The sequence below is a fragment of the Curtobacterium sp. MMLR14_010 genome (genome assembly GCF_001865015.1).
In the GTDB taxonomy this organism is placed as follows: Bacteria; Actinomycetota; Actinomycetes; order Actinomycetales; family Microbacteriaceae; genus Curtobacterium.
In genome coordinates this window covers 424513-450634 of record NZ_MJGV01000046.1, presented here as the reverse complement: position 1 = coordinate 450634, position 26122 = coordinate 424513, and the positions used below count along the sequence as shown (strand labels likewise).

The 26122-nt window shown below is 72.0% G+C and carries 30 protein-coding genes; 24 read left to right on the top strand and 6 right to left on the bottom strand.

The window, feature by feature from the left end:
- Positions 1–3: 3 nt before the first annotated feature.
- Positions 4–489 (bottom strand): flagellar protein FlgN, encoded by a 486-nt coding sequence (locus BIU98_RS10705; RefSeq protein WP_071275717.1) that lies wholly within the window; start codon positions 487–489, stop codon positions 4–6.
- Between the two features lie 395 nt (positions 490–884).
- Here BIU98_RS10705 and BIU98_RS10700 point away from each other — a divergent pair, with 395 nt between their 5' ends.
- The 17 genes from BIU98_RS10700 (at position 885) to BIU98_RS10620 (ending at position 15590) form a co-directional block, all read left to right on the top strand.
- Entirely contained in the window at positions 885–1703 is an 819-nt protein-coding gene (locus BIU98_RS10700; protein WP_071275715.1) for a sigma-70 family RNA polymerase sigma factor, read from the top strand.
- 127 nt (positions 1704–1830) lie between these two features.
- Positions 1831–2991, top strand: a complete 1161-nt coding sequence (locus BIU98_RS10695; protein ID WP_071275712.1) for a flagellin — start codon at positions 1831–1833, stop codon at positions 2989–2991.
- A gap of 116 nt (positions 2992–3107) precedes the next feature.
- Positions 3108–4508, top strand: coding sequence for a flagellar filament capping protein FliD (fliD, locus tag BIU98_RS10690; protein WP_071275710.1), 1401 nt, complete (start codon positions 3108–3110; stop codon positions 4506–4508).
- A gap of 17 nt (positions 4509–4525) precedes the next feature.
- Complete coding sequence (gene fliS, locus BIU98_RS10685; protein ID WP_083393166.1) at positions 4526–5008, top strand: flagellar export chaperone FliS; 483 nt, start codon at positions 4526–4528, stop codon at positions 5006–5008.
- Positions 4998–5315, top strand: a complete 318-nt coding sequence (locus tag BIU98_RS10680) for a hypothetical protein (protein ID WP_071275708.1) — start codon at positions 4998–5000, stop codon at positions 5313–5315. The genes fliS and BIU98_RS10680 overlap by 11 nt, the downstream gene beginning before the upstream one ends.
- A 160-nt stretch (positions 5316–5475) precedes the next feature.
- Positions 5476–5820 (top strand): flagellar basal body protein, encoded by a 345-nt coding sequence (locus tag BIU98_RS10675; RefSeq protein WP_071275706.1) that lies wholly within the window; start codon positions 5476–5478, stop codon positions 5818–5820.
- Entirely contained in the window at positions 5817–6212 is a 396-nt protein-coding gene (locus BIU98_RS10670; RefSeq protein ID WP_071275704.1) for a flagellar basal body rod protein FlgC, read from the top strand. The genes BIU98_RS10675 and BIU98_RS10670 overlap by 4 nt, the downstream gene beginning before the upstream one ends.
- Positions 6212–6544 carry a flagellar hook-basal body complex protein FliE gene (gene fliE, locus BIU98_RS10665; RefSeq protein WP_071275702.1) on the top strand — a complete coding sequence of 111 codons (333 nt, stop codon included), beginning with the start codon at positions 6212–6214 and terminating at the stop codon, positions 6542–6544. The genes BIU98_RS10670 and fliE overlap by 1 nt, the downstream gene beginning before the upstream one ends.
- Positions 6544–8223, top strand: coding sequence for a flagellar basal-body MS-ring/collar protein FliF (fliF, locus tag BIU98_RS10660; protein WP_071275700.1), 1680 nt, complete (start codon positions 6544–6546; stop codon positions 8221–8223). The genes fliE and fliF overlap by 1 nt, the downstream gene beginning before the upstream one ends.
- Positions 8220–9254 carry a flagellar motor switch protein FliG gene (fliG, locus tag BIU98_RS10655; RefSeq protein ID WP_083393165.1) on the top strand — a complete coding sequence of 345 codons (1035 nt, stop codon included), beginning with the start codon at positions 8220–8222 and terminating at the stop codon, positions 9252–9254. Before fliF ends, fliG begins: the two co-directional genes overlap by 4 nt.
- Positions 9247–9882: a hypothetical protein gene (locus BIU98_RS10650; protein WP_071275698.1), complete on the top strand. Its 636-nt coding sequence runs from the start codon at positions 9247–9249 to the stop codon at positions 9880–9882. Before fliG ends, BIU98_RS10650 begins: the two co-directional genes overlap by 8 nt.
- Positions 9879–11210 (top strand): FliI/YscN family ATPase, encoded by a 1332-nt coding sequence (locus BIU98_RS10645; RefSeq protein WP_071275695.1) that lies wholly within the window; start codon positions 9879–9881, stop codon positions 11208–11210. The genes BIU98_RS10650 and BIU98_RS10645 overlap by 4 nt, the downstream gene beginning before the upstream one ends.
- Entirely contained in the window at positions 11207–11638 is a 432-nt protein-coding gene (locus BIU98_RS10640) for a flagellar FliJ family protein (protein ID WP_071275693.1), read from the top strand. Before BIU98_RS10645 ends, BIU98_RS10640 begins: the two co-directional genes overlap by 4 nt.
- Positions 11635–12390, top strand: coding sequence for a C40 family peptidase (locus BIU98_RS10635; RefSeq protein ID WP_071275691.1), 756 nt, complete (start codon positions 11635–11637; stop codon positions 12388–12390). The genes BIU98_RS10640 and BIU98_RS10635 overlap by 4 nt, the downstream gene beginning before the upstream one ends.
- Positions 12387–13904 (top strand): flagellar hook-length control protein FliK, encoded by a 1518-nt coding sequence (locus BIU98_RS10630; protein ID WP_139200665.1) that lies wholly within the window; start codon positions 12387–12389, stop codon positions 13902–13904. Before BIU98_RS10635 ends, BIU98_RS10630 begins: the two co-directional genes overlap by 4 nt.
- A gap of 25 nt (positions 13905–13929) precedes the next feature.
- The gene (locus tag BIU98_RS10625; protein ID WP_071275687.1) at positions 13930–14361 is read left to right on the top strand and encodes a flagellar hook assembly protein FlgD; all 432 of its coding nucleotides are present in this window, start codon (positions 13930–13932) and stop codon (positions 14359–14361) included.
- A gap of 53 nt (positions 14362–14414) precedes the next feature.
- Complete coding sequence (locus BIU98_RS10620; protein ID WP_071275685.1) at positions 14415–15590, top strand: flagellar hook protein FlgE; 1176 nt, start codon at positions 14415–14417, stop codon at positions 15588–15590.
- A gap of 71 nt (positions 15591–15661) precedes the next feature.
- Here the strand turns inward: BIU98_RS10620 and BIU98_RS10615 are convergent, their stop codons facing one another.
- The 3 genes from BIU98_RS10615 to BIU98_RS10605 form a co-directional block, all read right to left on the bottom strand.
- The gene (locus tag BIU98_RS10615; RefSeq protein ID WP_071275683.1) at positions 15662–16909 is read right to left on the bottom strand and encodes an MFS transporter; all 1248 of its coding nucleotides are present in this window, start codon (positions 16907–16909) and stop codon (positions 15662–15664) included.
- 78 nt (positions 16910–16987) lie between these two features.
- A complete protein-coding gene (locus BIU98_RS10610; RefSeq protein WP_071275681.1) occupies positions 16988–17383 on the bottom strand; it encodes a hypothetical protein in 396 nt (131 codons plus the stop codon).
- 78 nt (positions 17384–17461) lie between these two features.
- Positions 17462–18061, bottom strand: coding sequence for a TetR/AcrR family transcriptional regulator C-terminal domain-containing protein (locus BIU98_RS10605; protein ID WP_071275679.1), 600 nt, complete (start codon positions 18059–18061; stop codon positions 17462–17464).
- Positions 18062–18129: 68 nt separating this feature from the next.
- On the opposite strand from BIU98_RS10605, the gene BIU98_RS10600 reads away from it, so the two are divergent.
- A complete protein-coding gene (locus tag BIU98_RS10600; RefSeq protein ID WP_071275677.1) occupies positions 18130–19410 on the top strand; it encodes an FAD-dependent monooxygenase in 1281 nt (426 codons plus the stop codon).
- A 56-nt stretch (positions 19411–19466) separates the two neighbouring features.
- Here BIU98_RS10600 and BIU98_RS10595 read toward each other — a convergent pair whose 3' ends face one another.
- On the bottom strand, positions 19467–19997 hold the full coding sequence (locus tag BIU98_RS10595; RefSeq protein WP_071275675.1) for a hypothetical protein: 531 nt from the start codon (positions 19995–19997) through the stop codon (positions 19467–19469).
- Positions 19998–20186: 189 nt separating this feature from the next.
- Complete coding sequence (locus tag BIU98_RS10590; protein ID WP_071275673.1) at positions 20187–21134, bottom strand: NADP-dependent oxidoreductase; 948 nt, start codon at positions 21132–21134, stop codon at positions 20187–20189.
- Positions 21135–21238: 104 nt separating this feature from the next.
- Here BIU98_RS10590 and BIU98_RS10585 point away from each other — a divergent pair, with 104 nt between their 5' ends.
- The 6 genes from BIU98_RS10585 to BIU98_RS10560 all read left to right on the top strand — a co-directional run bounded on the left by BIU98_RS10585 (position 21239) and on the right by BIU98_RS10560 (position 25924).
- On the top strand, positions 21239–22075 hold the full coding sequence (locus BIU98_RS10585) for a helix-turn-helix domain-containing protein (RefSeq protein ID WP_139200664.1): 837 nt from the start codon (positions 21239–21241) through the stop codon (positions 22073–22075).
- Positions 22076–22238: 163 nt separating this feature from the next.
- Positions 22239–23003, top strand: a complete 765-nt coding sequence (locus BIU98_RS10580) for a carboxymuconolactone decarboxylase family protein (RefSeq protein WP_071275671.1) — start codon at positions 22239–22241, stop codon at positions 23001–23003.
- A gap of 130 nt (positions 23004–23133) precedes the next feature.
- On the top strand, positions 23134–23541 hold the full coding sequence (locus tag BIU98_RS10575) for a cupin domain-containing protein (RefSeq protein WP_071275669.1): 408 nt from the start codon (positions 23134–23136) through the stop codon (positions 23539–23541).
- 41 nt (positions 23542–23582) lie between these two features.
- A complete protein-coding gene (locus BIU98_RS10570; protein ID WP_071275667.1) occupies positions 23583–23969 on the top strand; it encodes a DUF2255 family protein in 387 nt (128 codons plus the stop codon).
- Positions 23970–23978: 9 nt separating this feature from the next.
- Positions 23979–24938, top strand: coding sequence for a helix-turn-helix transcriptional regulator (locus BIU98_RS10565; RefSeq protein ID WP_071275665.1), 960 nt, complete (start codon positions 23979–23981; stop codon positions 24936–24938).
- Entirely contained in the window at positions 24935–25924 is a 990-nt protein-coding gene (locus tag BIU98_RS10560; RefSeq protein ID WP_071275663.1) for an aldo/keto reductase, read from the top strand. Before BIU98_RS10565 ends, BIU98_RS10560 begins: the two co-directional genes overlap by 4 nt.
- Positions 25925–26122 lie beyond the last annotated feature (198 nt).

Sequence of the window (26122 nt, the reverse complement as noted above, 5' to 3'; positions counted from 1 at the left end):
GGTCTAGAGGCTCCCGTCGAAGAGTCGGGCCTCGCCGGCCGACTGCCCCGAGGAGCCGGTCGCGTCGTAGGTCGCGGTGTCGCCGACGGTGCCGGCGAGGGTCTCCTCGGTCGCCTGGGCGGCGGTGCGGAGGAAGCGGTCGTTCTCGTCGCGGAGCGCGCCGATCTGCGTCGTGAGCTCGAGCATCGCCTGCAGGTGGGCGGCGAGGATCTCGCCCCAGGGGCCGGACGGCGCGGCGGCGACGACGTCGCGCAGGGGTGCGTCGGGGTCGACGCCCCACTCCTCGGCGACGGCGGCGCTCTGGGCGCTGCGCTCGAGGCCGGTGGTGCGGAGGCGGGCGAGCACCTGCTCGACCTCGCGGCTGGCGTGCGACACCCAGCGGGAGCGGCCCGCGGCGAGCAGGAGCTGCTCCTCCTCGAGCTTGAAGGTGAGCAGTTCGAGCAGCTCTCGTTCACGCCAGAGCACGGCGGACAGGTCGTTCACGCTCATCTTCTCCTCCCGTTGTCGGTCGTCCGGCTGGACACGATGGACTATCGGCCAGTCCGGGAAGCGCGTAAGCAGGACGTCCCGCGCGGCCCGCCGCCACCCTCAGAACAGGGGACAGGAACGGTCGTTCTCCTCGCCATGTCCTCTGCAATGGGGACCCTTCCCGACCCCTCGTCCCCCCGCATTGGGGCCGTTCACAGGGGTGTCCGGCGGATTGCCAGCCGATACATTCGGAACCGCACCACCGGGGGACACCCGGACCGCGTCGGAAGCGACGCAGGTGCACCGCTCGGAGGGAACCGGGCGGGACCTCGGCGTACCGACCGGCCACCACGCGGCCGGTGTTCGTCGTGCCCACGGACGGGGTCAGTCAGCACGAGACGACCAGGGGAAGACCAATGGACCGCACCGAACGCAACGCGATGATCGTCGAGCACCTGCCGCTCGTGGGCTACATCGTCGCCGACGTCCGCGCCCGCGCCACCCACCTCGACCGCGACGACCTCGCCGCCGTCGGTTCGCTCGCGCTCGTCGCGGCCGCCGACGCCTTCGACCCCACCCTCGGCGTGCCGTTCGGCGCCTACGCCCGCACCCGCATCACCGGCGCGCTGGCGGACGACATGCGTTCCGCCGACTGGGCGAGCCGGGGGACCCGCAAGCGCATCCGCGAGGTCCTCGCCACGCAGGAGGCCCTGTCCGCCCGCCTCGGTCGGAGCGTCTCCGTGCAGGAGATCGCCGACGCGATGGGGGTGGACCGCCAGACCGCCGTCGACGCCATGAGCGACGCCGGCCGCACGACGAGCCCCATCGACGAGACCGTGCACGACACCGTCGCCGCAGACCTGCCGCTCCCCGGTGACGACCTCGTCGACACCGAGCGCGACCGCTACCTCCGTGCCGCCGTCGAGGCGCTGCCGGAGCGCATGCGCTTCGTCGTCGAGGCCGTCTACTTCGGCGACCGCTCGGTCACCGACGTCGCCGCCGAGCTCGGCATCACGCACTCCGCCGTCTCGCAGCAGCGCTCCGAGGCGATGCGCCTGCTCCGCGACGGCCTCGCCACGCACTACGGCGACGGCCAGCCGGCCCCGGAGCCCGCGTCGCGCACCACTGCCGCGCGCCGCAGCGCCTACCTGGCCCGCGTGGCCGCGAACGCCACGGCCGGGGTCGCCCGCGCCGTGCAGCACGCGGCCGCGAGCCACCAGGTGGTCGCGAGCTGAGACCAGGAGGAGGTGTCGGAGAAATCCGTCCCCGTTCTCCTAACGCCTCCGGCCGCCCGGCCGACAGGCAACGATGCCAGCCCACGGACGGGCCGGCGAAGACCCACACTTCACGGAGGAATTCACCATGGGTATGTCCATCAACACCAACCTCTCGGCACTCAACACGTACCGGAACCTCAACTCCACGCAGAACGACCTGTCGAAGTCCCTCGAGAAGCTCTCGAGCGGCCTCCGCATCAACCGTGCTGCCGACGACGCGGCCGGTCTGTCGATCTCCGAGGGGCTGAAGTCCCAGGTCGGTGGCCTCACGGTCGCCGCCCGCAACGCGCAGGACGGCATCTCCGTCGTGCAGACCGCTGAAGGTGGCCTCACCGAGACCCACTCGATCCTCCAGCGCATGCGTGACCTCGCCGTCCAGGCTGGCAACGACTCCAACAACGCCACCTCGCGCGACGCCATCAAGACCGAGGTCGGGCAGCTCCAGAAGGAGCTCGGCCGCATCGCCACGTCGACCAACTTCAACGGCACCTCGCTGCTCAACAGCAACGACACCCTGAAGTTCCAGGTCGGCGCGAACGCCGGTGCGGACAGCCAGATCGCGGTCGACCTCTCGGGTGCGAACGTCTCCAAGATCGTCGACAACCTGGCGGGCGGCGCCTCGGCGACCGGCACCAAGTTCGACATCGCGGACGTCTCGAAGCTCACCGGCAAGGCGACCTTCGAGGTGTCCAAGGGCGGCGAGACCACCTCGGTGACCACGGCTGACCTCGGCGCTGCCGGCTCCTTCAAGAGCGTGCAGGGCTACGCGGACGCCCTCAAGGCGGACGCGAACTTCTCGGCCAACTTCACCGTCACGGTGAACAAGGACGCGAACGGCGCCGGCACCGGCCTGACCATCACCGCGAACAACGGTGGCGACGTCGCCGTCGCAGCACCGGGCACCGGTGTCGCGGCGGGCACGCCCGGAGCCACGTCGACCGGTGGCCTCGCCTTCGACACGGCCGACAACGCCCAGGCATCGATCAAGCTGATCGACGCCCAGATCGCGTCGGTCTCGTCGGCTCGCTCCAACCTGGGTGCGATCCAGAACCGCTTCGACCACGCCATCAACGTGACGAACGTGGCCAAGGAGAACCTCACGGCGGCGAAGTCCCGCATCACCGACGTCGACATGGCGGAGGAGATGGTCAAGTACACGCGCGACAACATCCTCAGCCAGGCCGGCACGTCGATGCTCGCACAGGCGAACCAGAGCACGCAGGGCGTCCTGTCGCTGCTCCGCTAGCCGGACCGGCCGCCACCACCGGGGACCCGATCAGGTCGTCCTCGGTGGTGGTGGCCACCCCCTGACCCTCTCGAGCCCCGGCTCACTCCGACCAGCAGCCCCCAGGGGAGCCAGCGATGTCCACCACGAGCGCCACGAGCAGCTCGCTCGCGATCGACGGCCTGGTCTCCGGGCTCAAGACCACCGACCTCATCAACTCCCTGATGAGCGTCGAGCAGGTCCCGCAGACACTGCTCAAGGCGAAGGTCTCCACGACCAACTCCTTCATCTCGTCGTTGCAGACGATCAACGGGCTCGTGCAGTCCCTCGCGACGAAGGCCTCGGCCGCCGCGAAGGCCGGCTCGCTCGACCTGTTCACCGCGACCTCGAGCGCGACGAACGCCACCGTCTCCGCGAGCGCGACGGCCGCCGCAGGGTCCGTGTCCTTCACCGTGGGCCAGACCGCCGCCGCGCAGGTCGGGGTCACGGCCGCGATGTCCTCGTGGGCGTCCGACGCGTCACCCCTGACGTTCACGAAGCCGGACGGCACGAGCACCACGGTCACGCCGGCCTCGGGGTCCCTCGACGACACCGTGACCGCGATCAACGGCTCGGCCGCCGGGGTCACCGCCACGAAGGTGGCAGCGGGGACCGACGCCTCGGGCACCAAGCTCTACCGGCTGCAGCTCACGAGCACCGCGACCGGTGCCGCGAACGGCTTCACCCTGCACCGCGGGACCGCAGCCGACGTCACGGCGGGCACCGCGACCGACGTGCTCGCGGAGCCCGGGGCCGCCGTGGTGACGAAGGCCGCCGACGCCTCCGTCACCCTCTGGGCCGGGACGGCTGCCGCGCAGACGATCACGAGCGCCACGAACGCCTTCACCGGGCTGCTCCCCGGCGTCGACGTGACGGTGTCCAAGGCCTCCACGGACCCGGTCACCGTCACCGTCGGGCGGGACAGCTCGAAGGCCCAGGCGGTGGCCTCCGGGCTCGTCGACGCGCTCAACGCCGTCACGGCCTACTACGGCTCGAACACCGGCGTCACGAGCACGACCAGCCCGACGAACGGCACGACGAGCACCACCGCCGGCGTCCTGCTCGGCGACGCGACCACGCGTTCGGCCGTGCAGCGCCTGACGAGTGCGATGTCGACGCCGGTCAACGGGAAGTCACCGTCGTCGATCGGCATCGTCATCTCGAAGGACGGCGACTTCGACTTCGACGCCGCCGTCTTCCAGAAGGCCCTGGCCGCCGACCCCGTGGGCACCCAGGCGATCATGTCCGGTCTCGCGAAGACCGTCTCGGACGCCGCCACCGCCGCGAGCGACAAGTACACCGGCTCCATCACGACCGCGATCACGGGCAGTCAGTCCGTCGTCAAGGACCTCAACACGCAGATCGACTCGTGGACCGACCGACTGACCCTGCGCCGAGCGACGCTGCAGACGCAGTACGCCGCGCTCGAGACGAGCCTCAGCAAGCTGCAGTCGCAGTCCAGCTGGCTCGCCGGTCAGCTCTCGGCGCTGTCCAGCTGAGCCGCAGGAGAACCGACATGAACGCCTACGACCTCAGCGGCGCCGCCGCCTTCCGCCAGGCCGCGCAGCCCCGCAGCGTGACCGACCAGCGCCGCGCGCAGTACACGAACGAGTCGGTGCTGTCCGCGACGCCGGCGCAGCTCGTGACCATGCTCTACGACCGGCTGCTGCTCGACCTGCACCGTGCCGAGGCCGCCCAGGTCAGCACCGACTGGGACGCCGCCCGCGACCAGCTCCTGCACGCCCAGGCGATCGTCGGCGAACTGTCGTCGACCCTGCGCATCGACGCGTGGGACGGCGGCGAGGGGCTGCTCGCCATCTACAACTACGCATCGACGTCGCTCATCACCGCGAACGTGCACCGCGACGTGCAGGCCACCCGCGACTGCGTCCGCATCCTCGAGCCGCTCCGCCAGGCGTGGCACGACGCGGCCGCCGCGATGCCGGCCGCCCCGGCCGTCATCGGTCAGCACGCGGGCGGAGCACTCGGTGTCGCCTGACACCACCAGCACCGGCACCGGCACCGGCACCGACGCCGACCGTCACACCGCCTGGGAGGCCGTGCTCACGTCGCTGGAGCAGGCGACGGTCGACGGCGACCCGGCCCCCTGGCACGAGCCGACCGGGCTGGGACCGATGCCGCGCGCGCTGGCGGGACGAGCCTCCCGGCTGCTCGCCGCGCAGCGGGACCGGATGGCGACGCTCGACGGCGACCGCCGGCAGGCGCTGGAGCACCTCGGTGCGCTCCGCCAGGTCGACGCGACCCGCGCGCCGCAGCGCTCCGTGTACCTCGACGCCTCCGCCTGAGCCGCACCCGGCCCCCGTTCGGGGCGAGCGCTAACGGGCTCGGCGACGGGCTCCGATAGCGCCACACGAGCACGGATCGCTCGACCACCGGCCAGGGATCGGCCACCACCGCACGGCGACGTCACGACCTGAGACGGCGCCGCGTCCGAGGGGGACCCCTGTGTTCGATTCCGTGACGTCGGCAGCGCTGCAGAGCGCGCTCGACGGGCTGTCGATGCGCCAGCGCGTGATCGCGAACAACATCGCGAACATCAACACCACGAACTACCACGCCGAGAAGGTGCAGTTCGAGGACGCGCTCGCGAAGTCGATCGTCGACGGCAAGGGCTCGACGACGCCGACCATGGCGCGGAGCCTCGAGCCGACGAACACGAACGGCAACAACGTCAACCTGGACGAGGAGACGCTGTCGAACATCGACACCGTGCTCCGGTACCAGTTCGCCACGCAGGCGATGAACTCCGAGCTCACCAGCGTCCGCGCGGCGATGCGGACGAACTCGTGACCACGTTCGACGCGATCGGGATCGCGAGCACCGGCCTCACCGTGCACCGCAAGTGGCTCGACGCGATCTCCGACAACATCGCGAACGTCAACACGGTCAAGTCGATGGACGACTCCGCCTTCCAGGCCCGCTACGTCGAGGTGCAGGAGGGCAACGGCGTGTCCGGCGCCTACGTCAAGGGCGCCGCGTTCGGCAGCGCCGCCGGTCGAGTGACCTACGACCCGGACAACCCGCTCGCGAATGCCGAGGGGTACGTCCGCATGCCGGACATCGACCTCGGGACGCAGATGGCGGACCTCATCATGGCCCAGCGCGGCTACCAGGCGAACGCCGCCGTGGTGGACCGTGCCAAGACCGCCTACGAAGCGGCACTGCAGATCGGGAAGAACTGATGCCCATCGACGGCGTGAACGGCGTCACCACGAACGCCATGACGAACGCGCTCACCTCGGTCTCCGGGACGAGCAGCGACCTCGGCACCTCGGCCACGTCCGGCACCGGCGGCAGCGGGTTCGCCGCGTCGCTCGGCAACGCCGTCGACGGCCTGCAGCAGCTGCAGAGCGACTCCAAGACGCTCGCGCTCAAGGCGGTCACCGGCAACCTCGACGACATCCACGACGCCACCATCGCGTCCACCCGCGCGCAGGTCACCCTCGAGCTCGTCGCCGCGGTCCGCAACAAGGGCGTCGACGCCTTCAACGAGATCATGAGGATGCAGGCCTGATGCCCGCTGCACTGCAGACCCTGTTCGGCCGCCTCGGCGCCTACGTCAAGGGCTTCACCGCCGCCCAGCGCACCATCGCGATCATCGGTGTCGCCGCGCTCGTCCTCGGCGGCTTCGCGCTGGCGTCGTGGCTCGGCAAGCCGTCCTACGCGCCGCTGTTCACCGGCCTGGCCGCGGCGGACGCGAGCTCGGTCACCGACCAGCTCACGACCGACGGCGTGCCGTTCGAACTCACCGACGGCGGGGCGACGATCCTCGTGCCGCAGTCGAAGGTCTACACGGAGCGGCTCAAGGCCGCGTCGAACGGGCTGCCGTCGTCGAACGAGGGCGGCTACTCGCTGCTCGACACGATGGGCGTCACCAGCTCCGAGTTCCAGCAGGACGTCACCTACAAGCGCGCGATCGAGGGCGAGCTCGCGAAGACGATCTCCGCGATGGACGGCGTGCAGACCGCCACCGTGCAGCTCGCGATCCCGAAGAAGTCGGTGTTCGTGTCCGAGGAGAAGGACCCGACCGCGTCGGTGTTCATCGCCACGAAGAACGGCACCGAGCTGACCACCGACCAGGTCCAGGCGGTCGTGCACCTGACGAGCGCCGCCGTCGAGGGCATGCAGACCACCGACGTCTCCGTCGTCGACCAGAAGGGCCAGACGCTCTCCGCCGTCGGCACCGGCGCGACCGGGTCCGGCAGCGACCAGGCGGCCGACTACGACGCCGCGACGAGCAAGAAGATCCAGGACCTGCTCGACACCACGCTCGGTGTCGGGAACGCCAGCGTCGTCGTCTCGGCGACGATGAACCAGAACACCGGCACCCGCACGGCGGAGTCGTACACGACCCCGACGACCGGCCCGGTCGCGCTGAACGAGTCGTCCACGACCGAGCAGTACGGCGCCGGCGCTGCCGCCGGTGGCAAGGGCGCGACGGGCGTCCTCGGCCCGGACAACATCGCGGTGCCGAACGGCACGGCCACCAGCGGGGCCACGAGCGGCGACGACGGCTACAAGAACGAGTCGGCGACGAAGAACAACGCCGTCGACCACACCACCGAGACGACGCAGATCCCCGCCGGTGCCGTCGACCGCCAGACGGTGTCGGTCGCGCTGAACAGCAAGGCCCCGTCGGTGCAGAGCGCGAACCTGCAGAGCATCAACGACCTGGTGTCCGCCGCCGCCGGCACCGACGCGGCTCGTGGCGACCAGGTCAAGGTCGCGATGATGGACTTCGACACCAGCGCCGCCGACGACGCCGCGAAGGCGCTCAAGGCCCAGCAGGAGTCGGACCAGCAGGAAGCGCTCTGGTCCGCGATCCGCACCGCCGGCATCGTGGTCGGCATCGCGCTCGCCCTCATCACGCTGATGATCGTGCTCGTCCGCCGTGGCCGCCGCCAGGAGCGCGAGAGCGTCGACGTCGGCGAGCTCGACGCCTTCGGCACCGCGTTCGAACTGCCGATGGCCGTCGACGCCGCCGACGCCCGCGCCGGGCTGCTGGCCGGGAACGACCCGGCGACCGTCGCCCTGCCGACGCTGCCGCACGACGACGCCCCGACCGAGATCCTCACCACCGACGAGGTCACGGCCGAGCGCCGCCGCCAGGACATCTCCGCCCTGGCCGAGCGTGACCCGAAGCGCACCGCCGACCTGCTCCGCGGGCTCCTGGACGACCGGAGCCCGGTGTGAACGGCCCCGCCGTCAAGGCCGGCGACCGCTCGCTGAGCGGCGCGCAGAAGGTCGCGCTGATCCTCATGCAGATGGAGACCGACCGCGCCGCCGAGGTGATGAAGCAGTTCTCCGAGCTCGAGGCCGAGGAGATCTCCGCCGAGATCGTCCGGATGCGCCGCGTCGAGGACACCGTCGTCGACCAGACCCTCAGCGAGTTCCACCGGATGACCCAGAGCGGTCGTCGCCAGCGCCGCGGTGGCAAGGACGCCGCGATGGGCCTGCTCGAGGCCTCGTTCGGCTCCGAGCGCGCCGCCGGCGTGATGGACCGCCTGGCCTCGAACCTGGCGGGCCAGTCCTTCGACTTCCTCGACGACGCCGAACCCGGACAGGTCGTGTCCCTGCTCGAGGGCGAGCTGCCCCAGACCATCGCGCTCGTGCTCGCCCACCTCAAGCCCGCACAGGCCAGCGCCGTGCTCGCCGGGGTGGACGACCAGGCCCGCACCGACGTCGCGCAGGCGTTCGCCACCATGGGCTCCGCCACGCCCGAGTCGGTGGGGATCGTCGCCGGCGTGCTTCGCCAGCGCGCCGGGGCCGTCGTGTCGCCGCGCGAGAGCGTCGAGGTCGTCGGGGGCATCCAGCCGCTCGTCGACATCATCAACCGCTCCGACGTCGCCACCGAGAAGGCCGTGCTCGACGGTCTCGAGGCGCGCGACCCCGAGCTCGCCGAGGACATCCGCTCCCGCATGCTCACCTTCGAGGACATCGTCAAGCTCGAGTCCCGCGACATCCAGCAGGTGCTGCGCGGCATCGACTCGAAGATCCTCGCGACCGCCATGAAGGGCGCCGCGGGTCCCGTCACCGAGACCATCCGCGCCAACGTGTCCGAGCGCAACCGCCAGCTGCTCGACGACGAACTGCAGTCGATGGGCCCGGTCCGCGTCTCGCAGGTCGAGGAAGCGCGTGCCGAGGTCGTCCGCTCCGTGCGCGAGCTCGAGGCGCAGGGCGTCATCACCGTCCACCGCGCCGAGGAGGACGAGCTCGTTGACTGACACCGCCTTCGAGCGCCTGACGTTCCCCGTCGTGGCCGACGCCGGGTTCGCGAACCGGGTCGCCAGCGCCGAGGTCCGTGGCCACGCCGCCGGGTACGCCGCCGGGCTGCGCGCCGCGCACGCCGAGACCGAGGCGCTCCGTGCGCAGCTCGACGCCGCGCACGCCGCCCGCTCCGCCGCCCTCGAGGCCGAGACGGCCCGTCGGGTCGCCGCGCTGGCCGCCGCGACCGACGCGCTCCTCGCGCGCACCGTGCCGGTCCTGGAGTCCGCCGAGCAGTCGGTGGTGGACGCGGCCATGGAGCTCGCCGAGGCCGCAGTCGGGTACGCGATCCGCGCCTCCCGTCCGGTGGGTGGCACCGCCGATGGCCAGGAGGCTGTCCCTGCGTCCGGCGCGGAGGCCACCGTCCGCCGCGCCCTCGCCCTGGTCGACCACACGGTCGCGATCGCGGTCCGGCTCAGCCCGGCCGACGCCGCCGCGGTCGCCGCCCTCGACCTGCCGGTCGCGGTGCGCGCGGACGCGACGCTCGCCGACGGCGACGCCGTCGTCGACCTGCCCGACGGCGTCCTCGACGCCCGCATCGGTGTCGCGCTCGACCGCGCGAAGGCTGCCCTGGGGGTGTCCGCATGACCGCGACGCTCCTCCGTCCCCGCGCGCTCGACGCGGCCGTCGCCCTCGCCGCACCCCAGCGGGTCGGCGTCGTCACGAGCGCGGTCGGACTCGGCCTCACCGTCGCCGGCCTCGACGCCCGCATCGGCGAGGTCGTGCTCGTCGGCCACGAGGACGGACCGCAGACCGCCGTCGAGGTCGTCGCCACCGACGTGACCGGGGTCCGCTGCATGCCGCTCGGGCGCCTGACCGGGATCACCGCCGGCACCCCGGCGCGACCCACCGGTCGTCCGGTGCTGGTGCCGACCGGCCGCGGGCTGTTCGGCCGCGTGCTCGACGGACTCGGGCGGCCGATCGACGACCGCGGGCCGCTCGACGCCGACGGCTGGGTCGAGCTCGACCACGCCACCCCGAACGCCATGGCCCGCACCCGCATCGACACCCCGCTGCAGCTCGGCGTCCGGGTGCTCGACACCTTGACGACCGTCGGCCGCGGGCAGCGCATGGGGCTGTTCGCCGGCTCCGGCGTCGGCAAGTCCTCGCTGCTGTCGATGATCGCGCGGGGGAGCGACGCCGCCGTCAACGTGATCGCCCTGGTCGGGGAGCGCGGCCGCGAGGTGCGCGAGTTCCTCGAGGACGACCTCGGCGCCGAGGGCCTCGCCCGCTCGATCGTCGTCGTGTCCACCTCGGACGAGCCGGCGCTGATGCGCCTGCGTGCCGCGTTCGTCGCCACCCGGATCGCGGAGTCGTTCCGCGACGCCGGGCAGGACGTCGTGCTGATGATGGACTCGCTCACCCGCGTCGCGATGGCGCAGCGGGAGATCGGGCTGTCCGTGGGGGAGCCGCCGGCCACGCGGGGCTACCCGCCGTCGACGTTCTCCGTCCTCGCCGGGCTGCTCGAGCGTGCTGGCACCGACCGTGTCGGGAGCATCACGGGCCTGTACACGGTGCTCGTGGACGGCGACGACCACAACGAACCGATCGCCGACTCCGCGCGGAGCATCCTCGACGGGCACGTCGTGCTCGACCGCAAGCTCGCCGTGACCGGGCACTTCCCGTCCGTCGACGCCCTCGGGTCGATCTCGCGCGTGGCGTCGAAGGTCACCTCCGCCGAGGAACGCGCCGCAGCCACGGCACTCCGCACGGTTATGGCCGCACGGAAGGCCGCGCAGGACCTGCTCGACGTCGGCGCGTACCAGCGCGGCTCGAACCCGCTCGTCGACGCCGCCGTGGACCACGAGGACGCGATCAACGCGTTCCTGCGCCAGGGCATGGACGAGCGCGTCACGTCCGCCGACTCGTGGCAGCGCCTCGGCGGGCTCGTCCGGCAGTTCGGGGGCGTCCGGTGAACCGCCGCTTCCCGCTCGCCGGGCTCCTGCGTCTCCGGCACGCCGAACAGGACCGTGCCGCGGCGTCCCTGGCGGCCGCGAACGACCGCGTCCGCGAGGCCGCCGACGCCCGCATCGCCGCCCGGCGCACGCTCGAGGACACGGGCATCGCGATGCCGATCCAGGACGCCGCGACCCTGAGCGCCGTGGCCGCTGCCCGCGCCGCGACCCGCGGGATGCTCCAGGAGCTCGACGCCGTGGTGCAGAACCGCCGCGTCGACGCCGACCGGGCGCAGGACGAGTACACCGCCGCACGCCGGTCGGCACTCGGGCTCGAGAAGCTCGAGGAGCAGCACGGCACCCGCGTGGCGGCCGAGGAACTCCGCACGGAACAGACCGTGCTCGACGAGATCGCGGCACGTGGCCGCGTGGAAGGTGGTGCTCGATGAGCCTCGACGCCGTGCTGAGCCGGATCACCGAGATCCGCTCCCAGATCGACACCCTGCAGAACGGGGGAGCCACCCGGACGGCGGCGACCCCCGGTTCGGCTGACTCGTCGACGGCGTTCGCCTCGGCCCTCGCCGGCGCGAACGGCTCGACGGGCACCGGGACGACGGGCGCCGGGACGACCGCCGGAGCGACTGCCGCTGCGGCAGTGGCTCCCGCTGCCCCGGCGACCTCCGTGGACGCCGGCGCCGGAACCATCGCCACGGGCAGCGGTGCCACCGGGGACGACGTCGTCGCCGACGCGAAGAAGTACCTCGGCGTGCCGTACGTGTTCGGCGGCACCACGACCGCCGGCATGGACTGCTCCGGACTCGTGCAGACCGTCTTCAAGGACCTCGGCGTGAAGATGCCCCGCGTCGTCCCGGACCAGGCGAAGATGGGCACCGAGGTCGGGTCGCTCGCGAACGCGCAGCCCGGGGACCTCATCATCCCCAAGGGCGAGGGCCACGTCGTCATCTACGTCGGCGACGGCAAGGTGCTGCACGCGCCGCACCCCGGCAAGGACGTCCGGATCGTCGACAACTGGTACAAGGACAGCGACATCGCGACCATCCGGCGCATCGTGCCGTCCGCGCAGGACGCCGCCGCGACGAAGGCCGCCCAGGCCGTCTCCGCTGCGCCGACCGCGGGCGGCACCGACCTGCAGACCGCCGCGCTGATGTCGCTGCTGCAGTCCGGGACGGCCGCCGCATGAGCATGACCACCGCACCGATCGCGCCCGCCGTGCCCGCCCGCGGGGGACCGGCCACGCCCGGCACCGGCCGCGCTGCCGGCACGGGCACCCGGTTCGACGACGCCATGCGTGCCGACGCGGCCGCGGCCACCGCCACCGCGGAGCCGAGTCTCGCGCAGGCGGACGTTCCTCGTGACGCGGACGCCGAGTCCGGTCCGGGAGCGCGAGACTCGGCCTCCGAGGCCGCGCCGCCAGCCGGCGGAGCCGGCACGCCGGCGGCGCCGGCGGCCGTGCTCATGGCGGCAGCCAGCTTCGGGGCGTCGGCGATGGGCGGCACCGCGACGACGGGTCCGCGGGCCGCGGGTTCGACGACCGCCGGTGCGACCACGGCAGGTGGGACCACCGCAGGCCTGGCCACCGGGACGACCGCGGGCACGACGGCCGCGGGCACGACGGCCGCCGGTACGACGGCCGCGGGAACGGCGACGGCAGGCTCCACGACGACGGGCCCCACCGGCACGACGACGACCGGCCCGACGACGGGACCCACCGGCACGACGTCCGGCCCGACGACGACCGGCCCGACGACGGCGGGCACCACGGCGGCGCGGACGACGACGACCCCGACTGGTGCCAGCACCACGACGACCCCGACGGCTGCGGGCACGATGACGACCACCGGTTCGCCCGCGACGGGATCGACCGACCCGTCCAGCTCGGCGGCATCGGCATCGGCACCGGCCGGCACCGCCAGCGCGGCAGCCGCGCCGCCCGCGCCCGCGCCGGACCCCGCCACGCCGACCGCTGCTGCCGCGCTGCTGACGACCGCTGCCGCGCCGACGTCCGGCACGGCGGCCGCTGCCGCGCCGACGACCGCCAACGCTCCGACCACGCCGACCATCACGACGGCCGCCGTCGCCGCGATCGTCGCCACCACGACGTCCGAGCCCGGCCACCGGGCGGAGGCGGGCCAGTCCGCGCAGGCCGAGCCGAGCCTCCAGGCCGGACCGACCGGCCGCGCGCCGGAGGTGGCCTTCGCGCTCCCGACGACCGCACCCGCCGCACCGGCGTCGGCCACGGCCCCCGCCGCCCCGGCGGCCCCAGCACCCGCACCGCTCGCGCAGCAGCTCGCGCGACCGCTGTTCACGCTCGCCCAGGCCGGCACCGGTGAGCACGTCGTGACCGTCCACCTGGTCCCCGACACGCTCGGGCCGGTCACGGTGCGGGCAGCCGTCGGGGCGCACGGGATGCACGTCGAGCTGTTCGCGGCCTCGGACGCCGGGCGCGACGCTGTCCGCCAGGTCCTGCCGGACCTGCGCCGCGACGCTGCCGGCAGCGGGGTCGCGACGACGCTCGACCTGTCGTCGCAGAACCACCCGGACCGACCGGCCGGCGAGTCCGCCGGTCGCGACGGGCGTCCGGCCACCGGTCCGGACAGGGCCGACGACGACCGGGAGGCTCGCCCCACCACCCTGCGCACCCTGCGTCCCTCACCCACCTCCGTCCGCACCGCGGGACTCGACGTCCTCGCCTGAGGCCTGACGACAAGGAACAGACACCATGCCGATCGACGGGATCACCGGGAGTGTGGACCAGGCCGCGCAGGCCGCCGCACTCGCTGCGAACACCAACAAGACGTCCCAGACGATGGACTCCGAGGTCTTCATGAAGCTGCTCGTCACGCAGCTGCGGAACCAGGACCCGTCCTCGCCGATGGACACCAACCAGATGATCAGCCAGCAGACGCAGCTCGCGATGATGGAACAGGTCACCAACCAGACCACCACGGGGAACGAGAACTTCTCCCTGCAGATGCGGATCGCCGCGGCGAACCTCGTGGGCAAGCAGGTCAGCTACACGGACGCCGTGTCAGGGGCCTCGATCACCGGGACCGCATCCGCGGTCTCGTACGCGCAGAGCGTCCCGACCGTGACCGTGAACGGGAAGGAGGTCGATCTCGACGTGATCTCCGGTATCAAGACCGCCTCCTGATCCACCTTCCCCCTGCTCTTCCACTTCCTCTTCCTCCCTGAAAGGGACACACCATGCTCCGCTCGCTCTACTCCGGGATCTCCGGCCTCCGCTCGCACCAGGAGATGCTCGACGTCACGGGCAACAACATCGCCAACGTGAACACCGTCGGCTTCAAGGCCTCGTCGACCGTCTTCCAGGACACCCTGTCGCAGATGACCCAGGGCGCCGGGGGGCCGCAGACCGGCATCGGCGGCACGAACCCCGCCCAGATCGGCCTCGGCGTGCAGGTCGCCGGCGTTTCCACCAACTTCGCGCAGGGCTCGGCCCAGGCCACCGGCAAGGCGACCGACCTGATGATCTCCGGCGACGGGTTCTTCGTCACCCGCCTCGGCAACGAGACCGTGTACAGCCGCGCCGGCGCGTTCGACTTCGACGCGAACGGCCGCCTGGTCAGCTCGGACGGCAAGGTCGTCCAGGGCTACCCGGCCACGAACGGCGTCGTCAACGACGGCGGCGCGCTCACCGACATCACCCTGCCGATCGAGGCCGCTGCCCCCGCCACGGCGACCAGCTCGGCGACCGTCACGGGCAACCTGCCCTCCGACACCGCCGTCGGCCAGACGCTGAACCGCGACGCCACCGTGTACGACCAGTACGGCACCAAGCACACGATGTCGCTCGCGTACCAGCGCACGACGACGGGCTGGACCGTCACGGCCTCCAACGGCCAGGGCCTCTCGAAGACCGGTGACATGACCTTCAAGGCCGACGGCAGCATCGCCTCCGGCGGCACCATCGCGGTCGGCGGCATCACCGTCGACATGACGCAGCTCTCCGGCTTCGCGACGCTCAACACGGCGTCCATCTCGTCGCAGAACGGCCACGAGGCCGGGTCGCTCAAGGGCTACTCGATCTCGAAGGACGGCACCGTCGTCGGCAGCTTCTCGAACGGCTCGTCGCTCGCCATCGGCCGCATCGCCCTCGCGACCTTCGCGAACCCGGCCGGCCTCGAGAAGACCGGCGCGTCCGGCTACCGCACCACCGCGAACTCGGGCCAGGCGAACGTCGGCACCCCGGGCTCCGCGGGCATCGGGTCGCTCGCGTCGGGCACGCTCGAGATGTCGAACGTCGACCTGTCGCAGGAGTTCACGAACCTGATCGTCGCGCAGCGCGGCTTCCAGGCGAACGCCCGCATCATCACCACCTCGGACGAGGTGCTGCAGGAGCTGACGAACCTGAAGCGGTAGTCGTGCGTGCATTCCCCTGCTTCCAGGTCTCCGGAGGCAGGGGACTGTCCTGTCGTGTCGCTGCCCGTCGGCTACCGCACGGCGCTCACCCGCAGCGGGGAGCACGCCGCGACCACGACGGCGCCGACGAACACGAGGGTCACCACGAGCAGCGCGGGACCAGCGCCGGCGACCGTCATGAGCGCGCCACCACCCACGGCTCCCGCAGCGGCGAGCGTCCGGTTCGCGCTGCGCATCGTGGCGTTCATCCGACCGAGCAGCGCGTCGGGAGTGACGGTCTGGCGGAGGCTCATCTCGTTCGCGTTCTCACACCCTGCGGCAGCGCCGTGCACGGCGAACGCGACGAACAGGACCACGACGGTCGTCGGCGGCGGTGCGACCCCGACGTCGAGGGTCGCGATCGCGATGGCCGCCCACGCGATCGGGTACGCGGCTCGAGCGGCGATGATCGTCCGGCCTGCTCCGAAGCGGGTACCGAGTCGCGGCGCCGCAGTCGCACCGACGAGCATCGCGATGCCGCTGACGGCGAGGACGGTCCCGTACACCGCCGCTGGGAGCGCGAGCGTCCGGAGCGCGAGGGTCGCGAAGACCGTGAGCGCGGCGGCGTTGGCGAGGAACCAGAGGTGTGTGGAGAGCGCCAGCGGAGCGAGCGTCGGGTGGCCGTAGGTCCACCGCAGGCCGTCGGCGATGTCGCTCCGCAGTCGTCCCTCGGCGCGGCGTGCCGGCTGCTGCTCGACGACACGGACCCGGGCGATGAGGACGGCGTCGACGAAGTAGCTCAGCGCGTCGAGGGCGATCGCGACCGGCGCCGTCACGATGCTGACCAGGACGCCTCCGAGCGCCGGGCCCACCGTCTGCGCCGCCGCGTCGCTCTGGTCCACCCGCGCGTTCGCCGCCAGGAGGAGCGGACGGGGCACGATCCGGGGCAGGAGTGACTGCGTCGCGGCGAAGCCCACGACGGAGAGGACGCCGAACACGAACAACGCCGCCGCCGTCACCCAGAGGTCCAGGAGCCCCATCAGCCAGAGGACCGGGATCGCGCCGAGGCACACGCCGCGACCGACGCTCGCCCAGATCAGCAGGGGCTTCCGGCGGAAGCGGTCGACGTACGCGCCGACGAGCAGACCGAACACGGCGTACGGGAGGAACTGCGCAGCGTTCACCAGTCCCACCTCGAACGGCGTGGCGTGCAGCACCGTCACCACGAGGACCGGGACGGCCACCGCGCTCACCGCTGATCCGAACGACGAGACGGTCGCCGCCGACCAGTACGAGCGGAACCCGGGCACGCGACGCAGCGTGGTCACGTCGTCGTCCATGTGGCAACGCTGGCAGACCGCAGCCCCACGAGCAAGGAACCGCGCGACGCCGGCGTCAGCGCACGCGCGCGGACGGGGTCACGAGCGACGTCGGCGACGGGCTCGGACGAGACGCCGGACGGCGATCGCGGGGTAGGTCAGGAACACGACCGCGAGGACGACGTTGCCGACGAGCGCCGTGGTCGTCGAGCCGGCGTCGGGTGTCCCCGTGGTGGCGTTCCAGAGTGCTGCGAGCGTGATGCTCAGGGCGACGATCCTGATCACGGCCAGGATCCCGAGCACCCCGAGCGCGAGCGCCACGACCACGCGGAACACCCGCGACGCGGTGCTCAGCGGCACCAGTGGCTCGCCGTGGTCAGGACCTGCCTGCTCGGGGGCGATGTAGGTCCTCGGACTGCCACCAGGGCTGCCCTGCTGGAGCGTGCGCGTCGTCGCTGTCGGGTCTGCCCGGTACGGCTGCCGTGTCTCGGTCATGAGTGAGCCCCTCTCGAACCGGTGTGCGTGTCGTCATGCTGCCACGCCCGATCGTGCTGCGCCAGGGTTCGCCGCCCGTCAGTGCTGCCGGGCTGCGGCGGCAGTGCCGACGCCCTCGAGACCGGTCAGCAGCATCAGGAGGCCCGCCTCGAAGGCGTGCTCGTGCGTCGGGGCGACGGGCTGCCCGGCCACTGCTGCCTCGTCCGGGTCTGGGTCCGGGTCCGGGTCGGCCTGTTGCTCGAGGGCGCTGCCGACGGTGAACCGGCTCGCGGCGAGCATCCCCGCGATCGCGTCCTGCTGGGCCACACCGGCATCGACGAGGAACGCGAACTTCTGCAGGAGCCGTTCCCTGGAGGCGCCGTCCGGGACGGAACCAGCATGGAGGCGCGCCCCGTCGCGATGTGCCAGGAGGGTGCTGCGGAAGCTCCGGTAGTTCTCCAGGAACCACGCCTTCCAGTCATCACCCGCCTGCGGCACGGGGAGCTCATCGTGTCGCTCGAGCGCTGCCGCGGCCATCGCCGCCAAGAGTTCCTGCTTGTTCTTGAAGTGCCAGTACAGCGACGGCTGCTCCACCCCGAGCCGCCGCGCCACCGCGCGCGTGCTGACCCCGTCGAGCCCCACTTCGTCGAGCAACGCCAACGCTTCCCGGACCGCCGCAGCCCACTCGATCTTCGCCATGGTTGACAGACTATCGCTGATAGGCGCACACTCCCACTATCACTGATAGGGAAAGCAGGAGGCGCACCATGGTCGCAGAGGACACGAAGTCGTTGAAGGTGCTCATCGCAGGCGGGGGAGTCGCCGGTCCAGCGCTGGCGTTCTGGCTCGCGCGAGCCGGTCACCACGTCGCGGTGGCGGAGCGGTACCCCGCGCTCCGGGCAACCGGGGCCCAGGTCGACCTGCGCGGGCAGGGCATCGAGGCGATCGCAGCGATGGGCCTGTTGGACGAGGTCCGGGCGCACCTCGTGGCCGAGCCGGGTGTCGCGTTCGTGAACGGGTCGGGCCGACGACTCGGAGCGATCATGGCGAACACCTCCGGTCAGGGGAAGCAGACGCTCACCTCGGAGTTCGAGATCATGCGCGGCGACCTCGTCCGCATCCTCCACGACGCCACGAAGGACGACGTCGACTACCGCTTCGGGCTCACCGTCGAGGGCTTCGACCAGACGCAGGACGAGGTCGTCGCGCACTTCTCCGACGGCTCGGACGAGACGTTCGACCTGCTCGTCGGTGCTGACGGCCAGGGATCCCGGATCCGTCGCGACGTCCTCCCCGAGGGAGCGGAGGTGTCCTGGCGGACCGGACTGCACATGGCCTACTGGTTCGTGCCGCGAGTCGCTTCCGACAGCGACATGCGCGAGACCTACGCGGCTCCCGGTGGTCGGCAGATCATGCGCCGCAGCCACAACGCGACCGAGACGCAGGCGTACTTCATCCTCCGCGACTCGTCGGCCGAGGCCTCCGCCGTCCACCGCGCTCCGGTCGAGGACCAGCAGCGGTTCTGGGCTGACCGGTTCCGGGGTGCCGGCTGGCAGACGCAGCGGTTCGTCGACGGCATGGCGGAAGCACCGTTCTTCTACTCGCAGGAGGTCCTGCAGGTCCGCACCGACACCTGGTCGACGGGTCGCGTCGTCCTGCTCGGAGACGCGGCGCACTGCGCGTCGCCCTACAGCGGCATGGGCATCTCCGGCGGCCTGGTGGGGGCGTACGTCCTCGCCGGTGAGGTCAACGCCACACCGGACGACCTGGTCGGCGCCCTCGCCCGGTACGACTCGACGCTCCGCCCCTTCGTCGACGAGATCCAGGCCGCCGTGAAGCCCCGCCTGCTCGCCTTCGGGTTCCCGCGACCGAGGATCGCCGTCGCTGCCCTCCAGGCGGCGTTCGCCGTCGCCTGCGCGCTCCGCATCCCCGAACGGATCGCGGCACGAGCCACGACGGACCGAGGCGGTGCCTGGACGCTTCCCCGCTACGAGCAGGCGTCGGCTGGCCCAGCACCGCGACGCGCGTCGGCAGGTCCCGCTCGTTAGACGTCCAGCTGTCCGACGGACGGACGGACGGACCGGCAGCCGCGGGGACGCTTCCTTCAGGTGCCCACGACCTCGCGGATCGCCCGCGCCGTCCGCTGTCCGTCGAGCAGCAACACGTCGTGGCGGATGCCGCGCATCCGGAGCAGGTCCCAGCCCAGCTCGGCGAACCGGCGGAGATCCCGGGTCGGCACCACGAGCCGGCCGTCGTCGGACAGCACCAGTGTCGAGGGGACGACCGGCGGTGCTGGCGCCACCGGGTGCACGGCGACGTCGTGCAGCAGGTCCGCCACCATCGAGCGGTCCCAGGTGCGGTGCGCGGCCTCGACGAGCGCGACGTTCGCGGCACCCGTGGCCTGGTCGGCCCGGTCGTACGCCCAGGCCAGGACGCGCCCCAGGCCCGGGAGGCGCCAGAACAGCGCGGCGACGACACCCGACCTCGGCAGGGTGAGGCCGAAGCCGGGGTCGAGGTAGACCGCACGTCGAGGTCGGAGCTGCGCCACGGCGTCGGCGATGACCCGGCCGCCGAGGGAGTGCCCGACGATCGCGTCGAGTCCGGACGGCAGCGTGTCCACGAGGTCGGCCGCCATCGACGCGACGGACCGGGGCCGGTGACGGACTGGAGGCGCGGTGCCAGCTGGTCCCGAGCCTCCAGTCCGTCACAGGGTGGCGTTGACGATGGTCACTGCCGCCGTGGCGGCGACGCGCGCCTCGACGGATCGCCCGTTCAGCGGACGCGGGTCCAGCTGCCGACCAGCTGGATGAACTGTCCGCCGACGTCAGAACTCGAGGACGAGGCGGCCGCGGAAGCCGCCGTGCGCGAGACGTTCGTGGGCGGTCGACGCCTCGTCGGCGGGGAGCGTGCCCGCCACGGTCGCGGTGAGCTCGCCGCGCTCCACCGCCCGGGCCAGTCGTTCGATGGCGTCGTGCCGGAGGTTGGAGCGCATGACGTACGACCCGAAGACACGGATGCCGCGCCCCGGGTCGACGTCGGTGGGGAGGTAGAAGGCCACCTGCCCACCGTCGCGGACGGCGCCGATGACCCGGTCGGTCAGGATCGCCGGGTCGGCGAGCGCGTCGGCGCCGACACCGTTCGTCGCAGCGAGGACACCCGCCACGAAGTCGTCGTCGCGGTCCAGGACGACCGAGGCACCGAGTGCGCGGACACGGTCGGACTCCGCAGCCCGGGCATCAGCGATGACGGTGATGCCCCGCTGTGCGGCGAGCTCGACGAGGTACCCGCCGACGGCGCCGGTCGCCCCGGTGACGGCGAGGGTCTGACCGGGGTCGAGGGCGAGGTGCTCCAGGGTGATCTCCGCCGTGAGCGCGTTCGAGAGGAACGCCGTGCCCTCGGCGTACCCACCGTTCGACGGCATCCGCGTGACGGACAGCGCGGGGAGCACGATCTGCTCGGAGTAGCCCCCGTGGCTGCCGTCGGGGACGACGAACCCGGAGACGGCGTCGCCGACGACGAGGTCGAACCCGTCAGGCTGGTCGGTGCCGATCTCGTCGATGGTGCCGGCGACGTCCGTCCCGGGGACGACCGGCTCGGCGACCGCGCGGTCGTTCCCGGCGAAGCCTCCCGCGCGGATGATGGCGTCCACCGGGTTCACGGCGGCGGCACGGACGCGGACGCGGACCTCTCCGGGGCCGGCGTGCCGCTCCGGCACGTCCAGGGGGCGCAGCACGGAAGCCGCTCCGAACTCGGTCAGACCGATGACCTTCATGGTGTCTCCTCACGACGCAGGGTGATTGTGACGATGCTGACAGCGCGCGTCTCGGTCGTGCAGGGCAGAGTTCTCTGCCCCCTTCCGGATGGCAGGATCACCAGATGGCCATGGACGTGCGAGCTCGTGAACTGGGCGACTTCCTCCGCGCCCGTCGTGCGGAACTCGACCCCGGGTCGTTCGGGGTGCCGACAGCGGGGAGCGCACGACGCGTGTCGGGGCTGCGCCGCGGGGAGGTCGCGGACGCAGCGGCGATCAGCGTGGAGTACTACACCCGCATCGAGCAGGGGAGGATGGCCGCGTCCGCGCCGGTGCTCGCCGACCTGGCTCGCGTGTTGCGGTTCACCGACGAGGACCGCGCCTACCTCTTCGAACTCGCCGGGAAGCCCGAGCTCGAGCCGCCCCGGCCCCGACGACAGGTCGTCCAGGCCCCGCTGCAGCGCGCGCTCGACGACCTCGCGACGACGCCGGCGTTCGTCCTCGGACGACGCACCGACGTCATCGGCTGGAACCGGCTCGGAGCGGCGCTCATCACCGACTTCGCCGCCGTCCCGGAACACGACCGGACGTTCATCCGGCTCCTGTTCGCGGACCCTGCGATGCGCAGTCTCTACGCGGACTGGCCGGGCGTCGTGGAACTCGCGATCGCGCAACTCCGTCGGGACAGCGCCCGGTACCCGGACGACCCCGAACTGACCCGCATCGTCGACGAGCTCTCGGCGCAGTTCCCCGAGTTCGCCGCCATCTGGACGGCGCACGAGGTCGCTGGCCGGGGGACCGGCAGCAAGACCCTGCACCATCCGGTGGTCGGCGAGTTGACCCTGGACTGGGAGATCCTCGCCTCAGCGATGGACCCGGACCAGCAGATCGTGCTCTGGACGGTGGCACCCGACTCCGAGTCCGCGATCCGGCTCCGGCGCCTCGCCGCCCTCGTGCCCTGACAGGCGTGCCCTGACAGGCGTGCCCTGACACGGCGTGCCCTGACAGGGCGTTCCCTGACAGGGCGTCCCCTGACAGGGCGTCCCAGGTCAGCGCACCCGCTCCTAGCGTCGAACGGGTGCAGCCGGAGCGCCGGTTGCACCCCCAGGACGACAGGAGCTCCCGATGACCACCCATGACGACGCACAGCAGGAACTCGCGACGCTGTTCCCGGACACGACCACCTCGCTCGGCGAGACCGACCCGGAGTTCTGGGCGTACCACGCCGACTTCGCGTACGGCGACGTGCTCGCGAACAGTTCGCTGAGCCGTGCCGACCGCCTCACCTACCAGCTCGCAGCGACGATCGCCGTCGGTGCGCACGCCCCGTTCCGCAGCCTGCTCGGAGCCGCGCTCGACAACGGCGTCACTCCGGTCCAGGTGAAGGAGCTGACGTACCAGGCCGTCGCGTACGTCGGGGTCGCCCGCGTCGTCGACTTCACCACGATCACCAACGAGGTGCTCACGGCACGTGGTGTCACGCTGCCCCTCCCCGGGCAGTCGACCACGACGCCGGAGGACCGCATGCACCTCGGGATCGCGGTGCAGCGCGAGATCGTCGGCACGGAGACCGTCGACGGCATGTACGAAAACGCTCCAGCGGACGCACTCCGGTTCCAGCGGTTCCTGTCCGCCAACTGCTTCGGCGACCACTACAGGCGCACCGGCTTCGACCTGCAGCAGCGGGAACTGATCACGTTCGCGCTCCTCGTCGCGCTCGGCGGTGCCGACACACAGGTCAAGGGACACGTCGCCGCGAACCGCAACGTCGGCAACACCCGTGCGCAGCTCCTCGACGTGCTCACCGTCCTCCTGCCGCAGATCGGCTACCCGCGCACCCTGAACGGGCTCGCGCAGGTGAACGCGGCCGCACCCGCCGAAGACCAGTGAGTCAGCGGTGAGGGCTGCCCCGTCAGGGCATCCCTCAGCGCTGCCCCCGCTCGTAGCGTGGACGACGCCGGGCCGTCCACCCACGCTGGACCCCGGGCGCCGCCAGGACACCGAACCCGAAGGGACCACCATGTCGCAGGAGATCCTGCCGAAGACACCGACCGTGAAGAACCCGCCCGAGCAGTTCGCCGGTGACGTCTGGGTCGACCTCATCGCCGCCCCGCAGAACGACGACCAACGCGCCACGCTCGCCCTCGTCAGGTTCGCTCCCGGTGCTCGCACCGCCTGGCACTCGCACGCCCGGGGGCAGTTCCTGCGCGTCACGCAGGGGGTCGCGCACTTCGGGACCCGTGACGGCGCGGTCATCACTGCCCACCCCGGTGACACCGTCCACGTCTCACCCGGCGAGGAGCACTTCCACGCGTCCGCCGAGGGGACGTTCATGGAGCACCTCGCGATGCTCGAGAACGCCGACGACCCCTCGACCACGACCACCTGGCTCGAGCACGTCGCCGACGAGGACCTCGCCGGCCACTGACGAACGGGATCCTTCCCACCGACTGCTTGAACAGGAGCACCATGTCCGACTGGACCCCCGACACCATCGCGACGATCGCCGCCAGCGACGACCTCCACGTCAGCCCCTTCCGCGCCGACGGCACGACGTACGGCACCCCCACGTGGATCTGGTCGGTGGTGGTCGACGGCGACCTCTACGTCCGCGCGTACAACGGGCGCCGCTCCCGCTGGTACCGCTCTGCCGTCGAGCAGGGTGCCGGCAGGATCACCGTCGCCGGAGCCGACCACGAGGTGACGTTCGAAGCGATCGGCCCGGACCTCAACAGCCGGATCGACGCCGCCTACGAGACGAAGTACGCGGGCAGCCAGTACCTGCCCCCGATGCTGCAGGACGGACCGACCTCGGCGACCGTCCGCATCAGCCCGCGCCCCGACCGGCACTCGTAGGGTCGCCTCATGAGCACGAACAGCGAGGACGTCAAGGACTTCCTGGTCAGCCGCCGTGCCCGGGTCCGCCCGGAGCAGGTCGGCCTGCCGACGGGTCCGAACCGCCGGGTGGCCGGCCTCCGTCGCGGAGAGGTCGCGATGCTCGCCGACGTCAGCGTCGAGTACTACTCCCGGCTCGAACGCGGCAGCCTCTCCGGAGCCTCGGACAGCGTGCTGCACGCCATCGCCGGCGCACTGCTCCTCGACGACGCCGAACGCGACCACCTGTTCGACCTCGCTCGCGCCGCGAACGCCTCCCCGGTCCGCGCCGGACGACGCTCGACCACGCCGAAGACGCTCCGCCTCAGCTTGCAGCTCACCCTCGACGCCTTCACCGGTGGTCCGGCGTTCATCCGGAACGACCACCTCGACCTCCTCGGTGCGAACGCACTCGGACGGGCCCTCTACGCCGACCTCTTCCGGAAGGCGGAGCGCCCGAACCTCGCCCGCGCGGCCTTCCTCGACCGGGACTGGGCGGACGCGTTCTACCCGGACTGGGACCTCGCCGCCGACCAGAGCGTCGCGATCCTCCGTACCGCAGCCGGGCACGACCCCCACGACAAGGACCTGCAGGACCTCATCGGCGAGCTCTCGACGCGCAGCCCGGAGTTCCGGACGAAGTGGGGCGCGCACGACGTCCGCCGGCACGCGACGGGGGAGAAGCACTTCGTCCACCCGGTCGTCGGTGCGCTCGACCTCGTGTTCGAGGGCGCCCGGTTGATGAGCGACCCGAGCCTGAGCTTCCTGGTGTACACCGCCGAACCCGGCTCCCCGACCGCCGACGCGCTCCGGCTGCTCGGTTCCGTCGACGCCACCGACCGCCGCGACGCACTCGACGCCACCGACCGCCGCGACGCACTCGACGCGACCGACCGCCGCGACGCACTCCACGCCGCGGCCGAACCCCGACCGAGAGAAGGACGCCCATGAAGACCAGGACCCTCGGGACCGACCTCGACGTGGCCGAGATCGGCCTCGGCTGCATGACGATGACCGGCGGGTACGGCGGCAGTCCCGACCGCTCCGCGATGGTCGACCTGATCCGCAGCGCCGTCGACCAGGGCGTCACCCTGTTCGACACCGCCGAGACCTACGGCCCGCACCGCAACGAGGAACTCGTCGGCGAAGCACTCGCGCCGGTCCGCGACCGCGTGACGATCGCCACGAAGTTCGCGAACGCCATCGATCCCGACACCCACGAGCCGCTCGGACGCCTGCTCCGCCCGGACGAGGTCCGCGCCGCCGCCGAGGGGTCGCTCCGACGCCTCGGGACGGACCACATCGACCTGTACTACCAGCACCGCGTCAACCCGGACCACCCGATCGAGGAGTTCGCCGGCGTCGTCCGCGACCTCATCGCCGAGGGCAAGGTCCTCCGCTACGGCATGTCCGAGGCCGCCGAGACGACCATCCGGCGCGCACACGCCGTACAGCCGGTGACCGCGATCCAGAGCGAGTACTCGCTCTGGTGGCGCCGCCCGGAGGACGGGGTCCTCGACGCCTGCGCCGAACTCGGCATCGGCTTCGTGCCGTTCAGCCCGCTCGGCAAGGGGTTCCTCACCGGCACGATCGACGCTTCGGCGACGTTCGGCGACGACGACCTGCGCGCGAGCATCCCGCGGTTCGGGGGCGAGGCGCTCACGTCGAACGTCGCGCTCGTCGACGGCGTGAAGGAGATCGCCAGCGGACTCGGGGCGACGCCGGGACAGGTCGCGCTGGCCTGGCTCCTGGCCCGGCAGCCGTGGATCGTCCCGATCCCCGGCACGACGAAGCCGCACCGGCTCACCGAGAACACCGGGGCCGCGGACGTCGACCTGTCCGCTGCCGACGTCGACCGCCTGACGGCGCTCTCCGACTCCGTCGAGATCGTCGGCGGACGCTACCCGGACTTCCTCGAAGCGCAGACCAACCGCTGATCGCGAGCACATGGTGCGAGGTTGCGCACCCCGTACGAGGCTGTGCCCCGCACGGAGCGATGAACCTCGCACCGGCCGGAGGAGTCCGCACCGTGCAGGGTGGCGCACCGCGCCGCGCCGCGCCACCCACCGGACGGGAGGCTCGTGACGGCCCGGTACCGAGCCTCCCGGCCGCCCCGTGGTTGCGTTCCTCCTCCT